The sequence below is a fragment of the Plantibacter sp. VKM Ac-2880 genome, assembly GCF_015351235.1.
GTDB lineage: Bacteria > Actinomycetota > Actinomycetes > Actinomycetales > Microbacteriaceae > Plantibacter.
Map to the genome: position 1 here is coordinate 867,019 of NZ_JADKSJ010000001.1, position 16,455 is coordinate 883,473.

Sequence of the window (16,455 nt, forward strand, 5' to 3'; positions counted from 1 at the left end):
CTTGGGGACCATGCACATCCTCGTCTTCAGCGACCAGCATCCCGAGTCGTCCGGCGGGGCCCAGGTCTCGATCCGTCTGCAGCGGCGCTTCCTGGAGGCGGCCGGTCACACCGTGACGGTCTGTGCACCGCGGATGCACCAGACCCACGACGACGACCCGCACTACCTCGACACCCCGTCGATCCCCATCACGCTCGACCGCGAGTACTCCATGACCGTGCCCGGCCGGCTCACCGACCGGTGGCTCGACGCGCGTCTGGCCGCGCTGCCACCGGTCGACGTCGTGCACGTGCAGGCCGACTTCTGGCAGGCGATCACCGCCTACCGGTACGCCGAGCGGCACGGGATCCCGGCCGTGCACACGATGCACAACCGGATGGACGTCGGGATCGAGCAGACGATGCCGGCCCCTGAGCTCGTCATCGGCGCCCTCTCCTGGTGGCAGCGCCGAGTGCTCCGTCCGCGCCTCTCGACCCTGCCCACCGGCGTGTGGGCTTACCTTCAGGAGTTCGCCAAGCGCGCGGCCGTCGTCATCGCGCCGTCCCACCACTTCGCCCGGGTCCTCCGCGAGCAGGGCGTGACCGCGGACGCCGAGGTGCTCTCGACGGGTGTGGACGACGCGGTCCTCGATGAGATCCTCGACGAACGCGCCACGACGCTCCAGGTGCCGCACCGCCTGCCGTCCTTCGTGTGGATCGGTCGGTTCAGCCAGGAGAAACGGCTCATGGAGTTCCTCGAGGCCGTCCGGCTGGCCGAGGTCGACGCGGTGTTCCGCCTGTACGGGGCCGGCCTCCTGCTGTCGAAAGCGCAGGCGTTCGTCGCGGAGCACGACCTCGCCGACAACATCGTCTTCGCCGGGCGCGTGTCCTACCCGGATTCCCTCCGCGCCATCGCCGACGCCGACGCCCTCGTGCAGACCTCGATCGGGTTCGAGACGCAGGGCATGACCGTGTTCGAGGCCGCCGCCCTCGGCACGCCCTCGATCATCAGCGACCCGAACATCGCCGCCGAACTGCCCACCGGCACGATGTGGCAGCCGACGGACGGCAGCGTCGAGGCGCTCGCCGCATCGATCCGCCGCGCCGTCACCGACATCGACGCCGGTACGGCACCCGTCGTCCCGCTGGAACTCGCGCGCACCCTCCGTCAGTCGGCCCAGACCACCCGGCTCGTCGCCCTCTACGAGGCCGCCGTGGCGGATGGAGTGGCGCGCTAGCATCGCCTCATGCAGCGGACGACGACACGGGACCCCGCCACGGGCGGCGAACGCATCCTGATCCTGTCGGCGGGGGTCGGTTCCGGACACAACAGTGCGGCCGCAGCCGTGGAGCAGGCTTGCCTCGGGCGTGCGGACGTCAGTGAGGTCCAGGTCCTCGACGTGCTCCAGGCGAGCACCTCGCTGTACCGCGACGTCCTCGGCAAGGGCTACTTCGTGCTCGTCGAGGAGACGCCGTGGCTCGTGGAGTGGGGCTACGACATCAGCGACGCGCCGTTCCGGCGTCGCGGCCCGCTCGACCCGTGGACCCGGGCGAACGCGATGCCCGTCGTCGCGGCGATCAAGCGGTTCAAGCCGACGGCCATCGTCTGCACCCACTTCCTCCCGGCCCAGCTGCTCGCGTCGCTCATCCTGCGCGGCACCGTGGACGCACGGACCGCCGTCGTCACGACGGACTACGACTTCCAGGGCCTGTGGCTGACGAGCGCCTTCCACTCGCTGTCGCTCGCGCGGGAGGAGGGACGTGTGCAACTGACCGCCCTCGGTCTCCCGCCCGACCGGGTCGTCGCCACGGGCATCCCCATCGCCGCCCAGCCCAGCACCCCGGCCGAACGCGATCCGGATGCTCCACCCGCGCTGCTCGTCTCCGCGGGTGCCTCGGGCGGCGACTACGCGCTCGCGGTCGTCCGGCAGACGCTGCATCTGCGTTCGCCGTTCACCGCCATGATCGTGTGTGGCCGGAACGACGCGCTCCGGCACCGCGTCGAGGAGCTCATCTCGCCAACGGACGACCGGTACACGGTGCTCGGCTTCACGGACGAGATGCCGCAGCTCCTCCGCCGAGCGGACCTCTTCGTCGGCAAGCCGGGAGGCCTGTCGGCGTCGGAGTGCATGGCGGCCGGGCTCCCGATGGTGCTCGTGAACCCCATCCCCGGGCAGGAGGTCCGCAACGGTGACTACCTCATGGAGCAGGGCGCCGCGGTCCGGTGCAACACCGCGACGACGATCGGCTGGAAGATCGACGAGATCCTGCGCGAACCGGGGCGGCTGCAGCGGATGCAGGCGGCCGCTCGGCGCATCGGTCGCCCGGACGCCGCGCGGGACGTCGTCGGCCGGTTGCTCGACGGGCCGTCGCGACCGTTCGTCGTGACGAGGGCGGCGCAGAAGACGATCTTCGACGCGAGCGCACGTCGCGTCGTCGCGAGCGAGTTGACGGGGGAGGCGGCACTCGTCCGCCTCGTCGACCCGGTCGCCGAGAGCACGGTCGCCCTGCTCCGCGCTCGCGAACTGGACGAGCTGCAGCAGCGCTACACCGGTCCGGACGGCACGCTCGTCCTGCGCCGCGACGACGCCGTCCTGTCGGTCCGCCGCGACACGCAACGACTCCTGCGGGCCGTGCTCGGCCGGGACGAGGAGCTGGCCGTCCGGGTGGACGGACTCGCCGGGTCCGGGTCGCCGTCCTCGCGCTGAGCGGCCGGCCGCCGCGGCTCAGCCGGCCGCGCCCTCCGTCGCGACGTCGTCCTCGGCTGCCGCGCCATCGTGCCGGAGCGCCACGGCCGACGACCAGTCGTCCGGGCTGTGCTGGGCGGCCTGGAGCATCCAGTCGCCCGGTCGCGCCGACCAGCGTCGGGTGACCGGGTCCCGCTCGAGTGTCGGGTTCGGGTCCAGGCTGACGCGGACGATCCGCTCCTCACCTGCCCGCAGGGTCACCTTCCGGAACCCCAGGAGTTGGGAGACCGGCCGCGCCCTGGCGATGTCCGCGGCGTAGAGCTGGACGACCGTGGACCCCTCACGCTCGCCGGTGTTCGTCACGCGGACCTCGGCGGTCCCACCCGAGGCGTCGAATCGGTGACCGAGGAGGTCGTGGTCGATGGTCGTGTAGCCGAGCCCGAACCCGAACGGGAAGGCGGGCTTCCGGCCCTCGTCGTCCAACCGGCGCTGGCCCCAGCGGTCGTCGTACACGACGGCCTTGGCCGTGCGGTCGAACGGTGGGAGGTGCGCCGGATCGGTCGGGATCACGAACGGCAGTCGCCCGCCGGGTTCGACCACGCCGGTGAGGACGTCGGCCAGCGCTCGACCGCCCTCCATTCCGCCGTACCAGGCGAGCACGAGCGCGGGGACGCGGTGGCGCCAGCTCTCGGTGAGGATCGCGCTGCCGCCGACGAGGACGACGACCGTCCTCGGGTTCGCGGCCGTCACGGCGAGGATGAGTCGTTCGTCCGAGGGGCGGAGCCGGAGCGAGGTGCGGTCGCCGCCACGCACGAAGCGCGAGGCCAGGTGGGCGACCGCGGTGATGGCGCCACGCAGCCGGCCGGAGTCGAGGGCCGCCCCCAGCACGCCGACGTCGACGCCACCGGTGACGACCGACTCGCCCTCGTCGTGCTGATCGAAGCCGACGACGACGATCGCCGTCTCGGCCGCCGCTGCCGCCGCGACGGCAGCCCGGACGTCCCGCGACGGCACCGTCATGATCTCCGCCTGCGGCAGGGCGTCCCGCAACCCCTGCAGCGGCGAGACCGTGGAGGGCGGGCGGACGCGGGAGGAGCCGTGGTCGCCGAGGTTCTCCTGGTCGGCCAGCCGACCGAGCACGGCGATCCGACGCGTCGTCGACGGCAGGGGGAGGAGCGGTGTGCCGTCGACCGGGGCGTTGGCGAGGAGGACGATGGACTCCTCGGCCACGTGCCTCGCGAGGGCCCGGTGCGCCGACCCGGCCACGATGTCGGCTGGCGGTTCCTCCGGGGTGCGGGTCGCGGCGTGCAGGAGCGTGGTCCGCAGGATGCGTCGCGCGGACTGCAGCACGGTGGCACGATCGAGGGTGCCCTTCCGCAGAGCGGCGGGCAGTTCGTGCGCCCGTCGCAGGCGGAGCGGCATCTCCACGTCCATCCCCGCCTCGAGGCTCCCGACGGCGTCGTGGGTGCCGAAGACCCAGTCACTCGTCACGAACCCGGTGAACCCCCACTCCTCGCGGAGGACCCCGGTCAGGAGTGGCCGGTTGACGTCCATGTACTCCCCGCGCACCCGGTTGTAGGCGCTCATGACCGAGTCGGCTCCGGCGTCGACCACGGCCTTGAAGTGGGGGAGGTAGACCTCATGCAGTGCGTGGTCGTCGACCGAGACGTCGACCTCGAAGCGTTCGTCCTCCATCGAGTTGAGGGCGAAGTGCTTCACGCAGGCCATCGTGTGCACCCGGACGCCCCGGGTCATCGCCGAACCCATCCGGCCCGTCAGCACCGGATCCTCGCCGTAGCACTCCTGCGCGCGCCCCCAGGCGGGATGCCGGAGCAGGTTGATGCAGACGGAGGCAGAGTAGTTCGCGCCGCGCACACGGGTCTCAGCCCCGATGGCCGTCCCGACCTGCTCCTCCAACTCCGGATCCCAGGTGGCCGCGCGCGCCATCGTCACGGGGAAGGCCGTGGACGAGCCGATGACCACACCGCGAGCACCGTCGCTGAAGCGGATCCCCGGGATCCCGAGGCGCGGGACCGCGCCTGCCACGAACGGCCGACGGTGGAGCAGGAGGGGGATCAGCGGCAGCATGCGCCGCGGGGAGTCGCCGTCGAGCAGCCCGAGGAGCTCCCGGTCGGTCAGTCGCTCGATGAGCCGCTCGGCACCGGCGTCCGCGTCGATCCGCCCGTCGCGGATCTGCCGGACGACCTCGTCGTAAGCGTCCGGGTCGGGTGATCCGCCTGCGCGGCGCTGTCTCGGCGGACGAGCGTTGCGACGCCCGGTGACGATTCCCATGCTCTGCATTCTGCACCCTCGCCGGCCCCCTGCGGCGCGAGGCTCTCGCCCGGATCCGTCGCGCGGCGGAGGACACCCGGGCACCCGCCTGCCAGGATGGAACGATGTCGGCACACGTGGGGGGACCGGCTGCCGAGACGCAGCCGCTGATCGAGGCCGACGAGGTCAGCGCCGTGATCGACGGCGAGACGCTGTTGGCGCCGACGGACATCCGGGTCGAGCGGGGGATGGCGCTCGCCGTCCGAGGGCGCAACGGCTCGGGCAAGACGACCCTGCTCCGGATCCTGAGCGGCCGGATGCGCCCGTCGAGCGGCACCGCGACGATCGGCTGCCGGACGATCGACGACCGCGACCGCTCGGTCCGGCGGTCGGTGTCCGCGCTCGTCGGCACCCCCGCTTATGCCCCCGACCTGACGCTCCGCGAACACCTGCGGTACATCTCCACCACCTGGGGTGTCACCGGAGGAGCGGCCGACGATGCCGCCGACGAGCTGCTCGCCGAGCTGCGCATCGACGCGCTCGCGCGACGGTTCACGACCGAGCTCTCCTCGGGCCAGTCGCAGATGTTCGCCCTCGCGACGGCTCTCGTGCGGCCCTTCGACGTGCTCATCCTCGATGAACCCGAGCAGCGCCTCGACGCCGAGCGGCGGGCCCTGGTCGCCGATCGCATCGTCCTCGCGAAGGAGCGCGGAGCGGCGGTCGTCTTCGCGAGCCACGATCCCGGACTCATCGAGCGGATCGCCGACGAGGCGATCACGGTCGAAGCCCCGTGACTTCCCCCGACGTCGGCACGGCGCGCGAGGACCGCCGGATCTTCCGCGCGAGCCGCGCGGTCCTCGCCGCGCGCGACGGTCGCCCACGGGCCGCGGACATCGCGTTCGTCCTCTACGCCGGGTTGCTGACCGCCCTCATCGCGGGTGCGCCACTGGTGCGGTTCGCGGTGCTCGGACTGATCGAACCCGATGCCGCCGGCGTCGTATCGGCCGTCCGCCCCGGGGTGGTCGCGCTGATCGCGGCGCTCGCGACGATCGTCGTCGTGCTCGGCGGGCGGTCGCGTGGACCGGTCGTGCCCCGCCCCATGTCCGTGCAGTTCCTCGCGGACTCGCCGCTGCCCAGGCGGCTGACCCTGCGCAGGCCCTTCATCGCCTCCGTCTTCGCGCTGACGGGGCTCTCCGTCCTGGCGGCAGGGGTGGTCGGGCTGTCACGCCTCCTGGTCTCGGGGGAGCCCGCCGCCGTCTCGGTCGGTGCGACAGTCGAGAGCACCTCGCTGATCGGCCTCTCCGGTCCGACCTCACCCGCCGCCGTCGTGGCCCTCCTCATCGGCGCCCTCGGGTTCGCGCTCCTCCTCTCGGTGGCCTGGCTGGTGGGCCAGCAGGGCTCGCGGCGCGCCGTCGCCGTCATCGCCTCCGTCGCCGGTGGTGCTGGGATCCTCGGGCTGCTCGTCCCCGGTGGGCTGCTCCTCTCCCCGTGGGGATGGCTGGGACTGCTCTGGTCGCCCGTCGTGGGTGGCGTCGAGAGTCTCGTGCTCGGGAGCGCCCTCGCGACCGGCGATTGGGCGGCGCTGTTCACCTGGGGTGGCGGCGGCTGGTTCGCGGTGGTCGGCGTGCCGGTCGTGTGGTGGCCGGCGGTCGCCCTGGTCCTCCTCGGGCTCCTCGCGCTCCTGCTCGTCCCGCGCGAACTGGACCGGCTCCGGAGCGGGCCCCTCCTCGAGCAGGCCCTGCGGTGGCAGCGCGTCGGGATGATGGTGCAGAGCGGCGACGCCTCCGGTGCCGTCGGCGGCTTGCGCGCCTCGCCGACGCGAGGCCGTCGGATCCCGCTGCGGATGAGTGGTCCGTTCTGGCTCGTCGTCCTCCGCCGATCGGTCGTCGGCGCGCGCCGCACGCCGGGTCGGATGCTGCTCGGCTCGTCGATGCTGGTCGCGTCGGGAGCCGCGGTCGTCATCGCGCTCGGTCTTCCGGACGGCGTGCGATGGATGCTGGCCCTCCCGGCCGTGTTCGGCGCCTACCTCGCGGTCGGTGTGTGGTGCGATGCCGTCCGGCACGGGGTCGACAGCGCCGGTGCTCCCACCCTCTACGGTCGGAGCCCGCGTGCGCTCGTCCTCACCGGTGCCGTCGCACCCCTCATCGCCGTCCTCGGCTTCGGCGGCGTCGGAGCCGCGCTCGGCCTCCTGGTAGTCGCGACGTCCGGCGGGACCCTGCTCCTGCAACCACTGGGGTGGTGGCTGCTGCTCGGGCCCTGGCTCGTCGTGCTGCGGGTCTTCGACGCTGCAAAGGGGCCGTTGCCGATCGGCCTGCTTATGCCGATCCCGACGCCCGTCGGTGACGTCTCGTCCCTGAACGTCCTCATGTGGCAGTCGGACGCCGTCCTGCTGGCGTTCCTCGTCGGTGGCGGGCTGACCGTGCTCTTCCCGGTGTCGGGAGGGGTCGCCGTCGCCCTGCTCCTCGCTGGCCTCCTCCTCGTCGGGTTGCTGGGCGCGATGCGGCTGCGGACGCTGGTGCGGCCGGCCTGACCGACGCGGGCGGTGGAGGCGGAGAGCACGAGAGCCGGAGGGAACACACGGTTCCGTCCGGCTCTCGAGTGCAGCCCCTTGCGGGGTGCCGCTGTGCCTACTTCGCGACCTTGGCGGCGGCCTCGGCGAGCTTCGGGACGAGCTGCTCGAGGACCACGGGGATGCTCAGCACCGATGCAGCGCTGTAGGCCTGCGTGAGCTCGTCGGTGGGGTCGAGGACGATGGCGCGGCCGTCCTGCACGACGGGGAGGCTCGCGAGCAGGGGGTCACTGGTCGTCTCGGCGGCGGTGAAGCCGATCGGGAGCATGACCGCGACGTCGGCGTCGAAGGCGGAGACCTGTTCGGCCGACACGGCTGCGTAGAAGCCGGCCGTCTCGAGGTCGAGGACGGCGGGGTTCTGACGGAAGCCGAGGTCGGCGAGGATGTCGAAGCGCCCGTCACCCTCGAGGTAGGCGCCGTAGGCGTCGCCGAACTTCGTCGCCGCGACCGCGGTGAGGCCGGCGAACTCCTGGTGGAGGTCTGCGGCCTCGTTGATCGACTGCTTCGTCGCGGACACGAGTGCGTCGCCCTCCTGGGTCTTGCCGAGCGCTGCTGCGACCTGCTCGAGCTGGACGTCCCACGGGGTCGCGAACGCGGCGGTGCCCTTCGGCGCGAACACCGTCGGGGCGATCTTGGAGAGCCGCTCGTACTGCTTCTCGTCGCCCGCGGAACGCGTGTTGAGGATGAGGTCGGGCTCGAGGGCCTGGATCTGCTCGTAGTTGACGGTGTCGCCGCTGTCCTCGATGATCTCGGGAGTGACGTCGCCGAAGAGCTCCGTCGCCCACGGGCCGACGCCCTTGTTCTCGGCTCCGAGGGACTGCCAGTCGTAGACGCCGACGGGCACGACGCCGAGGGAGAGCGCCATCTCCGCGTCGGACCATCCGAGCGCGACGACGGTGAGGTCGCCGGCGGGTTCGGGGACCGTCACCTCGCCGAACATCGTGTCGACGGTGCCGAGGGTGCCCGTGGACGCGTCGTCGGTGGAGGACCCGGCGGTGCAGCCGGCGAGGGCGAGGCCGGCGACCGCGAGTGCGGCGACAGCGGTGAGGGTGCGGGGCATGCGGCGCATGTTCTGCTTTCCGTAGAGAGTGCGGGGGATGAGGTAAGCCTAAGCTTCCTGGGTCACGTCCCGGTAACGACTGGTGGAAGGACTCGTTGCGCGGCATATGTCGGTGTAGGCATATCTGCTCTGTGGATAACCCTGGGAGGGTGGGACAGCGCCCATAGCGTCGATGGATGCCAGTCACTCAACTACCTCGCGCTCTCTCCGCCCTCACCCTCGTGGCGTCGATCCTCGCCCTGACCGCGTGCACCGCCCCCGATCCGACACCCCCGACGAGCAGTTCGCCGCCGCCGGTGTTCGCGAACGAGGAGGAGGCGTTGGCGGCTGTGACGGCGAAGCTCGATGCCTTCATCCTTGCCGTCAACACGATCGGGGCGACAGGCGAAGACCTCGAGCAACTCGACGAGGTATTCACGCCCGAGCTGTCCGAGGCAGAGTCTGAGGGCTTCGCCGAGATGTCCTCGAACGGATGGCACACCACGGGGGAGGCCTCACTGAAGCGAGTCGAACTCGTCCACTGGTGGGACCGACCGGACGCTGTCCACGTCGTGGCGGTCGTGCGAGCTTGCATCGATTACACCGGCGTCGATGTTCTCGACGCAACCGGAGCGTCGGTTGTCAGGCCGGGGCGGGACGAGCTTCGCGCCACGGAGATGCAATTGGTCTCGGAGAACGAGGCACTTCTCATATCCAGCAAGAACCCCATCTCGGAAAGTGACATCTGCGCATGATCAAGCAAGCCTTTCAAGCCATGGTCATCTCCCTAGCGGTCGCGATGACTGTCACCGCGCCGCTCTCCGCCGCCCACGCGAGCGGTTGTACGGAGGTGGACTATCTCAACGGCGCATGCATCGGCAGCGGTTCGGTCGACATCGGCGGCAGCGTCGAACGTCCCGGGTCCGGTGGTGGCGGCTCCGGGGGCTCTGGCGGCGGTGAAAGCGGCGGCGGTTCGGCCGAGCTTCCGCCCGGCGTGACCGACGGCCCCAACGGCGAACGGACCGTGTGCAGCCTCATCCGCCCCGACGACTGCTACACGATCACTCCCGGTGAGCTGATCCCCGGCTTCGAACCCACACCCGCCGCACAGCCGGTCACCATCCGCGAGCTCATCAGCTTCGCGCCCGCCGCCCCGACCATCACCACCGAACCCGACGCCTGGGGCGTCCGCGGGCTCCACACCAACGTCATCGCCGGCGCATCAGGACACACGCGCTCCGGGACCCTCCTCGGGCAGACGGCGGAGGTGAACTTCATCCCCGTCGGCTTCACCATCGATTACGGCGACGGCACGACCGCCACCAGCAGCACGGGCGGTGCCACCTGGGCCTCGCTCGGTCTCCCGGAGTTCTCCAAGACCCCGACCAGCCACCGCTACACGACCGTCGGCACCAAGACCATCACCGCCGAAGTGGAGTACGCGGCCGAGTACCGGGTCGGCGACAGCGGGTGGCTCCCCGTCAGCGGAACCCTCAGCATCCCGACGGACACCCCGCACCCCATCCAGATCGTCCGCAACGCGACGGTCGGCGTCGACAAACCCTGCCGACCCGGCAAACCCACCATCGGCTGCTGAAGCCGGCACCCGTTCACCGCCGTGGGCGAGCCCCGGCGGCGTGAGCGCACCTCTCCGGAGGCCCGTGCTCACGTCACCGGGGCGCGCCCGTGCCCGCAGCACCGCGCTCAGGCCAGCGCACCGCGCCGGCAGCGACCGACCGCGATCGACGAGTCGCGTCAGTGCGCGCCCGTGAGTGGGATGACCAGGGGCGTGTGCGACTCGGGGTCGTCGATGATGCGGCAGCGGAGCCCGAAGACCTCCTCCACGAGCTCGGCGGTCACGATGTCGGCCGGAGCCCCCTGCGCGACCACACGACCGTCGCGCATCGCGATCAGGTGGGTCGCATACCTGGCCGCCTGGTTCAGGTCGTGCAGCACCGCGACGAGCGTGCGGCCACCCTCCTGGTTGAGGCGGGTGAACAGGTCGAGGAGCTCCACCTGGTGCGTGATGTCGAGGAACGTCGTGGGCTCGTCGAGCAACAGCAACGGGGTGTCCTGGGCGAGCGCCATCGCGACCCACACGCGTTGACGCTGGCCACCCGACAGCTCGTCCACGAGACGACCGGACAGCTCGACGACGTTCGTCGCCTCCATCGCCGCGATCACGGCCGCTTCATCGGCCGCCGACCAGCGCTTGAGGATCGACTGATGCGGGTACCGCCCGCGCGACACGAGGTCGATCACCGAGATGCCGTCGGGCGCGATCGACGTCTGCGGCAGCAGGCCGATGCGCTTCGCGACCTCCTTCGACGGGAACCGGGTGATCTCCTGACCGTCGAGCAGCACGTGTCCCTGCGTCGGCTTGAGCAACCGCGCCAGGGTGCGGAGGAGCGTCGACTTGCCGCAGGCGTTCGGGCCGACGATGACGGTGAACGAGTCGTCGGGGATCGCGAGGTCGAGCTCGTGGATGATCGTCCGCTGGTCGTATCCGACGCGGAGGCCGGAGCCGGCGAGTCTCGGGGAGGGGGATTCGGTCTTCATGTCAGCGCTTTCCCGCCTGCGTGATGAGCAGGGCGATGAGGTAGATGCCACCGAGGGTCACGGTCACCGCGCCGACCGGCAGTGCGGCCGGGGCGATGATCCGTTGGGCCACGACGTCGCTCACGAGGAGCAACGCCGCACCCATGGCGGCCGAGGGAACGAGGGTGATGCCGGCCGACTTCGTCAGCCGTCGGGCGAGTTGCGGTGCGGCGAGGGCGACGAAGACGATCGGGCCGGCGACCGCGGTCACCGTCGCCGTCAGGGCGACCCCGACGACGAGCAGCAGCAGTCGCGTGCGCTCGACCGGGATGCCGAGCGCCTTCGCGATGTCGTCACCGAGTTCGAGCATGCCGAGCCGACGCGACAGGAGCCCGAGCAGCGGCACCAGGACGGCGACCGCGATCGTCACCGGGACGACGTCGCTCCAGCCGAGGTCGGCCAAGGAACCCATGCCCCAGCTCGCTGCGGCGATCGCCGCGTTGAGGTCCGCGCGCAACTGCAGGTAGTCGTTGAACGCATTGAGGACGGCGCTGATCGCGATGCCGATCACGATGAGCCGGAACCCCTGGACGCCCCGCGACCAGGCGAGGACGTACACGACGAGGGCGGTCGCGAGCCCACCGACCAGCGCGCCGGTGACCGTCGCGGCGTACCCACCGCCGACGACGAGGGTGACGATCAGTGCACCCGTGAAGGCCCCGGAGTTGAAGCCGATGATGTCCGGACTGCCGAGCGGGTTGCGGGTGATCGACTGGAAGATCGCCCCGGACAGCCCGAGGGCGATGCCTCCGACCACCGCGATGACCACCCGGGGCAGTCGCCACTCCAGCACGATCCGCAGCACGCTCTCCGAACCGTCACCCGCGAACGCCGCGAGGAGCTTGTCGAGCGGGATGCGGTACTCGCCCTGGGTGAGCGCGAACGCCCCGACCGTGAGGACGATCACGGACAGGATCGCAACGACGACGAGCTCGCGCCGATGCACCACCCAGCTGATCGGACCGAGGCGCACGGTGCGGCGCCCCGGCTCGGCGAACGCGGTCACAGCCCCTGCGCCTTCGACCGGCGGATCAGCACGATCAGCACGGGCGCCCCGATGAACGCGGTCACGATCCCGACGGGCATCTCACCGGGGACGGCCACCCGCCCGAGGAGGTCGGACAGCAGGAAGATGATCGGGGCGAACGCCATCGTGAACGGCAGCGTCCAGCGCTGGTCCGGACCGACGACGGCCCGGGCGAGGTAGGGCGACATCAGCCCGAGGAACGCGATCGGCCCGGCCGCCGCGGTGGCCGAACCGCACAGGAGGGTGATCGCGACGACCGACAGCACGCGGGTCCGGAGGACCTTCGTGCCGAGCGAGGTCGCGAGGTCGTCCCCGAGGGCGACGGCGTTGAGCGACCGGGAGACGACGAGCGCGAGCAGCGCGCCGACGACGAGGAACGGCAGCACCCCGAGGAACACGTCCAACTGGCGGTTCTGCAAGGATCCGGCCTGCCAGAAGCGGATCTTGTCGAAGATGTCCGGGTTCCGGATGGTGATGGCGAAGGTCACGCCCTGCAGCGTCGCGGAGAGGGCGACTCCGGCCAGGACGAGGCGAACCGGGGTGGCGCCAGCCCGACCGCGCGAGCCGATCACGTAGACCACGACGGACGCGACTCCCGCGCCGGCGAACGACCACCAGACGTACGAGCCGAGGTCCGCCGTCCCGGCGATGGCGACGGCCAGGACGACCGCCAGGTACGCCCCCGCGTTGACGCCGAGGATGCCGGGGTCGGCGAGCGGGTTGCGGGTGACCGCCTGCATCATCGCCCCGGCGAGTCCGAGCGCCGCACCGACGCCGATCGCGAGGAGCATGCGTGGCACGCGGAACCCGCTCACGAGGATGGCGTTCGTGTCGTCGCCGCCCTGCGTGAGGGCCCGCCACACCTCCGACGCGCTGATGGTGCCGGAACCGATGAAGAGACTGCCCGCGGCGATGACCGCGAGGAGGAGGAGCGCGGCGACGAGCAGGAGGCAGCGCGCGGTCGTCGTCCGAGCGATGCCGGTGGAGGCCTCGCGTGCGCGGGCGGCCGCGGTCGGGAGCCGCAGGCTGTCGAGGTCGGCGCTCACCGGCTCATCGGTTGTCTTCGGCCCTGCCGTGGCGCCAGTAGCCCATGAACGCGACCGACTTGCGGTCGACGCCGCAGCCGGAGACGAGGTGCCTGCGGAGGGTCTTGATGGCGGAGGCTTCCCCTGCCAGCCAGGCGTAGAGCGGCGCGCTCTCGAGGACCGGCCCTCCGGTCGCGTTGACGGGCGCCTCCCAGAGCAGCTGGGTGTCGACGTCGACGTCCTCCAGTGCGGGCTGCGTGGCGATCGTCGCGGTGTCGACGGATGGCGCGAGGCGCCCGGCGATCCGCTCGACCTCGGGGATGAGGAGGGTGCCGACGGGCTGCGTTCCGCGGGGGAGCACGATGAGCTCGACGCCGTCGGGCTTCGTGGACAGGGCGGCGACGTCGTCGGCGTGGGGGAGCTCGACGACCGCGATCCCGCGGGCGGTGTCCGGCAGGCTCTCGAGGATGCCGGCGATCGCCGGCAGCGCCGTCTCGTCGCCGGCGAGGAGGACTTGATCGACCGTCGCTGGTGCGTGCCAGTCGATGCCGCCCGCCGCCACGGCGGACCGCGCGTTCGGGACGTTGACGATCAGCTCGTCTCCCACCTCGGCGTCCATCGCCCAGGAGGAGGCCGGTCCGACGCGGCCGTGGATGGCGATGTCGACGTCGAACTCGGCGAGCTCCGGCCGGACCTCGCGGATCGTGTAGGTCCGCATCGGGTGGCGCTTGTCGTTGGGCAGCATCCGCCAGGCCTGGTACCAGTCGTCGTGCATGGGCAGCTCGTCGAACCCGGTGTCGGGCAGCGGGAAGAGGAGTTTGATGCGCTGATCGTGGCGGTTGTCCGCGATGTGCTGGACCTCGGGCCCGGTGAACGTGAACCGCCGATAGCTCGGGCTCACCTGCTCGATCCGCCGGACGACGGCTGCGAGGAGGATGAAGATCGAGTCGGGGGTCTGTTCACTGAGGCGAGGCATCGATAGGTAAGCCTACCCTTCGATGAGCTGGAGGACACCTGCTGTTCGGACCTTGTCGACCGGTCAGTGCGGTGGTAAACTTGAGTCAGATTCACTCAAGTTTGAACAGGAGACCGTACCGATGCCAGCAGGCCAGACGCCTCAGCAGGAGGATCAGCGCAGCGCGCTCGAGCAGTACGGCGTCAACCTGACCGAGATCGCCGCGTCGGGCAAGCTCGACCCGGTCATCGGCCGCGACGCCGAGATCCGTCGTGTGAGCCAGGTGCTCACCAGGCGTACCAAGAACAACCCCGTCCTCATCGGCGAACCCGGGGTCGGCAAGACCGCCGTCGTGGAGGGCCTCGCCCAGCGCATCGTCGCGGGCGACGTCGCCGAGAGTCTCAAGGGCAAGCAGCTCGTGTCGCTCGACCTGTCCGCCCTCGTGGCAGGTGCCATGTACCGCGGACAGTTCGAGGAGCGGCTCAAGGCGGTGCTCAAGGAGATCGACGAGTCCGACGGCCAGATCATCACCTTCATCGACGAGCTGCACGTGCTCATGGGTGCCGGTGGTGGTGAAGGCTCCGTCGCTGCGGCGAACATGCTCAAGCCCATGCTCGCCCGCGGTGAACTGCGACTCATCGGCGCGACCACCCTCGACGAGTACCGCGAGTTCGTCGAGAAGGACGCCGCCATGGAACGACGGTTCCAGCAGGTCTTCGTCGGCGAGCCCAGCGTCGAGGACACCATCGCCATCCTCCGCGGGTTGAAGGAACGCTACGAGGCCCACCACAAGGTGGCCATCGCCGACAACGCGCTCGTCGCCGCGGCCTCGCTCTCCAACCGGTACATCACGTCGCGCCAGCTGCCCGACAAGGCCATCGACCTCATCGACGAGGCGGCCAGCCGCCTCCGCATGGAGATCGACTCCGCCCCGGTGGAGATCGACGAACTCCGACGCAGCGTCGACCGCCTGAAGCTCGAAGAACTCGCGCTGAAACGGGAGAAGGACGACGCCTCGAAGGAACGTCTCGCCCGCCTGCGGGAGGACCTCGCCACACGCCGGCAGGCGCTCGGCGAGCTGCAGGCCCGGTGGGAGAAGGAGCGCGCGAGCCTCAACCGCGTCGGCGACCTCAAGAAGCAACTCGACGCCGCCCGCAGCAAGGCCGAACGCGCGCAACGCGAGGGCAAGCTCGAGCAGGCCTCGAAGCTCCTCTACGCCGACATCCCCCAGCTCGAACGCGAATTGGCGATGGCGGAGTCCGCCGAGCAGGACGCCGACGGCGAGCCGCGCATGGTCAACGACCAGGTGACGGCGGAGGACATCGCCGCCGTGATCGCCGCGTGGACCGGTATCCCCGTCGGCCGGCTCCTGCAGGGCGAGACGGAGAAATTGCTGCACCTCGAGCAGGAACTCTCCCGCCGCCTCATCGGTCAGCACCGCGCGGTCGCCGCTGTGTCGGACGCCGTCCGCCGCACCAGGGCCGGTATCTCCGACCCCGACCGCCCGACCGGGTCCTTCATGTTCCTCGGCCCCACCGGTGTCGGTAAGACGGAGCTCGCGAAGGCGCTCGCCGAGTTCCTCTTCGACGACGAGAAGGCCATGGTCCGGATCGACATGTCCGAGTACGGCGAGAAGCACTCGGTCTCCCGACTCGTGGGCGCCCCTCCCGGCTACGTCGGCTACGAGCAGGGCGGCCAGCTGACCGAGGCCGTACGTCGGCGGCCGTACTCGGTGGTGCTCCTCGACGAGGTGGAGAAGGCGCACCCGGAGGTGTTCGACATCCTGCTCCAGGTGCTCGACGACGGACGACTGACCGACGGTCAGGGGCGCACGGTCGACTTCCGGAACGTGATCCTCGTGCTGACGTCCAACCTCGGCTCGCAGTACCTGATGGACGCCTCGCTCTCCCTCGAGCAGAAGGAGGAGGCCGTCCAGCAGCTCGTCCGCCAGGCGTTCAAACCGGAGTTCGTGAACCGGCTCGACGACATCGTCGTGTTCCAGCCGCTCAGCGAGGAGGAGCTCGGCCAGATCGTCGAGCTCTACATCGACCGCCTGCAGCGTCGCCTCGGCGAACGGCGACTGCGCCTGGCCGTGACGCCCGATGCCCGGGCCTGGCTCGCGGAGCGCGGGTACGACCCGCTGTACGGTGCCCGTCCGCTGCGTCGACTCATGCAGCGGGAGATCGACGACCGCCTGGCGCGGTCGATCCTCGACGGGTCGATCCGCGACGGCGACACGGTCCACGTCGGGTTGGCGCTCGACGGCGACGGCCTGACGGTCGAACGCGCGGAGGTCCCGGCCTAAC

13 protein-coding genes are annotated in these 16,455 nt (G+C 70.9%); 7 read left to right on the forward strand and 6 right to left on the reverse strand.

What is annotated here, in order from left to right; all coding sequences use genetic code 11:
- Window positions 1–10 precede the first annotated feature (10 nt).
- Window positions 11–1,216, forward strand: a complete 1,206-nt coding sequence (locus ITJ57_RS04310; protein WP_194669009.1) for a glycosyltransferase — start codon at window positions 11–13, stop codon at window positions 1,214–1,216.
- Window positions 1,217–1,225: 9 nt separating this feature from the next.
- Entirely contained in the window at window positions 1,226–2,686 is a 1,461-nt protein-coding gene (locus ITJ57_RS04315; RefSeq protein WP_194669010.1) for a glycosyltransferase, read from the forward strand.
- An 18-nt stretch (window positions 2,687–2,704) separates the two neighbouring features.
- Here the strand turns inward: ITJ57_RS04315 and ITJ57_RS04320 are convergent, their stop codons facing one another.
- On the reverse strand, window positions 2,705–4,957 hold the full coding sequence (locus tag ITJ57_RS04320; protein ID WP_194669011.1) for a glycoside hydrolase family 3 protein: 2,253 nt from the start codon (window positions 4,955–4,957) through the stop codon (window positions 2,705–2,707).
- Window positions 4,958–5,061: 104 nt separating this feature from the next.
- Between ITJ57_RS04320 and ITJ57_RS04325 the strand changes: the two genes are divergently transcribed.
- On the forward strand, window positions 5,062–5,730 hold the full coding sequence (locus ITJ57_RS04325; protein ID WP_194669012.1) for an ABC transporter ATP-binding protein: 669 nt from the start codon (window positions 5,062–5,064) through the stop codon (window positions 5,728–5,730).
- Window positions 5,727–7,466, forward strand: coding sequence for a hypothetical protein (locus tag ITJ57_RS04330; RefSeq protein WP_194669013.1), 1,740 nt, complete (start codon window positions 5,727–5,729; stop codon window positions 7,464–7,466). Before ITJ57_RS04325 ends, ITJ57_RS04330 begins: the two co-directional genes overlap by 4 nt.
- 97 nt (window positions 7,467–7,563) lie before the next feature.
- Here the strand turns inward: ITJ57_RS04330 and ITJ57_RS04335 are convergent, their stop codons facing one another.
- A complete protein-coding gene (locus ITJ57_RS04335) occupies window positions 7,564–8,565 on the reverse strand; it encodes an iron-siderophore ABC transporter substrate-binding protein (RefSeq protein ID WP_228506475.1) in 1,002 nt (333 codons plus the stop codon).
- Window positions 8,566–8,741: 176 nt separating this feature from the next.
- On the opposite strand from ITJ57_RS04335, the gene ITJ57_RS04340 reads away from it, so the two are divergent.
- Together ITJ57_RS04340 and ITJ57_RS04345 are read left to right on the forward strand one after the other, a co-directional pair.
- On the forward strand, window positions 8,742–9,299 hold the full coding sequence (locus ITJ57_RS04340; RefSeq protein ID WP_194669015.1) for a hypothetical protein: 558 nt from the start codon (window positions 8,742–8,744) through the stop codon (window positions 9,297–9,299).
- Window positions 9,296–10,141, forward strand: a complete 846-nt coding sequence (locus ITJ57_RS04345; RefSeq protein ID WP_194669016.1) for a hypothetical protein — start codon at window positions 9,296–9,298, stop codon at window positions 10,139–10,141. The genes ITJ57_RS04340 and ITJ57_RS04345 overlap by 4 nt, the downstream gene beginning before the upstream one ends.
- A gap of 158 nt (window positions 10,142–10,299) precedes the next feature.
- On the opposite strand, the gene ITJ57_RS04350 is transcribed toward ITJ57_RS04345, so the two are convergent.
- From ITJ57_RS04350 to ITJ57_RS04365, 4 genes are read right to left on the reverse strand one after another with little or no spacing between them, the layout of a single operon-like run.
- A complete protein-coding gene (locus ITJ57_RS04350; RefSeq protein ID WP_194669017.1) occupies window positions 10,300–11,103 on the reverse strand; it encodes an ABC transporter ATP-binding protein in 804 nt (267 codons plus the stop codon).
- A gap of 1 nt (window position 11,104) precedes the next feature.
- Window positions 11,105–12,148, reverse strand: coding sequence for an iron chelate uptake ABC transporter family permease subunit (locus ITJ57_RS04355; RefSeq protein WP_194669018.1), 1,044 nt, complete (start codon window positions 12,146–12,148; stop codon window positions 11,105–11,107).
- Window positions 12,145–13,215 (reverse strand): iron chelate uptake ABC transporter family permease subunit, encoded by a 1,071-nt coding sequence (locus ITJ57_RS04360; RefSeq protein ID WP_370582189.1) that lies wholly within the window; start codon window positions 13,213–13,215, stop codon window positions 12,145–12,147. Before ITJ57_RS04360 ends, ITJ57_RS04355 begins: the two co-directional genes overlap by 4 nt.
- 4 nt (window positions 13,216–13,219) lie before the next feature.
- On the reverse strand, window positions 13,220–14,170 hold the full coding sequence (locus ITJ57_RS04365; RefSeq protein WP_082455934.1) for a siderophore-interacting protein: 951 nt from the start codon (window positions 14,168–14,170) through the stop codon (window positions 13,220–13,222).
- A gap of 121 nt (window positions 14,171–14,291) precedes the next feature.
- Here ITJ57_RS04365 and ITJ57_RS04370 point away from each other — a divergent pair, with 121 nt between their 5' ends.
- Entirely contained in the window at window positions 14,292–16,454 is a 2,163-nt protein-coding gene (locus tag ITJ57_RS04370) for an ATP-dependent Clp protease ATP-binding subunit (RefSeq protein ID WP_194669019.1), read from the forward strand.
- Window position 16,455 lies beyond the last annotated feature (1 nt).